General features: G+C 53.9%; 1 protein-coding gene. It reads right to left on the reverse strand.

Annotated elements, in window-relative coordinates; translation table 11 throughout:
* The coding region (locus tag B3M90_RS14485; RefSeq protein WP_290784750.1) for an aminotransferase class I/II-fold pyridoxal phosphate-dependent enzyme at positions 1–547 on the reverse strand (547 nt) is incomplete at both ends.

The raw sequence follows: 547 nt of genomic DNA on the forward strand, positions 1-547 counted from the left end.
ATCAGATAATCTTTGACGTGCTGTTCACACGCGACGTATCCGCCAAGGACACCGATAGCTTTTGAGAGCGTACCAACTTGAAGAGCAACACGTCCGTCAAGACCGAAGTGATTGACCGTACCGCGTCCCGCTTTCCCAAGCACACCTGACGCATGAGCGTCATCGACCATGACGAGTGCGTCATAACGCTCGGCTAATTCAACGATTTCTGGAAGTGGTGCGATGTTTCCGTCCATCGAGAAGACACCGTCCGTGACGATAAGGCGCGTCCGCGCGTCTTGTGTTTCTTGTAAGGCCGCTTCAAGATCCGCCAAGTCGACGTGTTTATAGATCCGGCGTTTCGCTTTCGTCAGACGAATCCCGTCGATGATCGAAGCGTGGTTCAACTCATCCGAGATGACGACGTCTTCCGGACCGAGCAGTGCCGATAAGACACCGAGATTCGTTGCGAATCCCGACTGGAAGACGAGTGCTGCTTCCGTGTGCTTGAATGTCGCAAGTTCCCGTTCGAATGCTTGGTGCATCTCGAGTGTTCCGGCAATCGTCC

This window comes from Exiguobacterium sp. UBA6309, assembly GCF_002439205.1.
Lineage (GTDB): Bacteria > Bacillota > Bacilli > Exiguobacteriales > Exiguobacteriaceae > Exiguobacterium_A.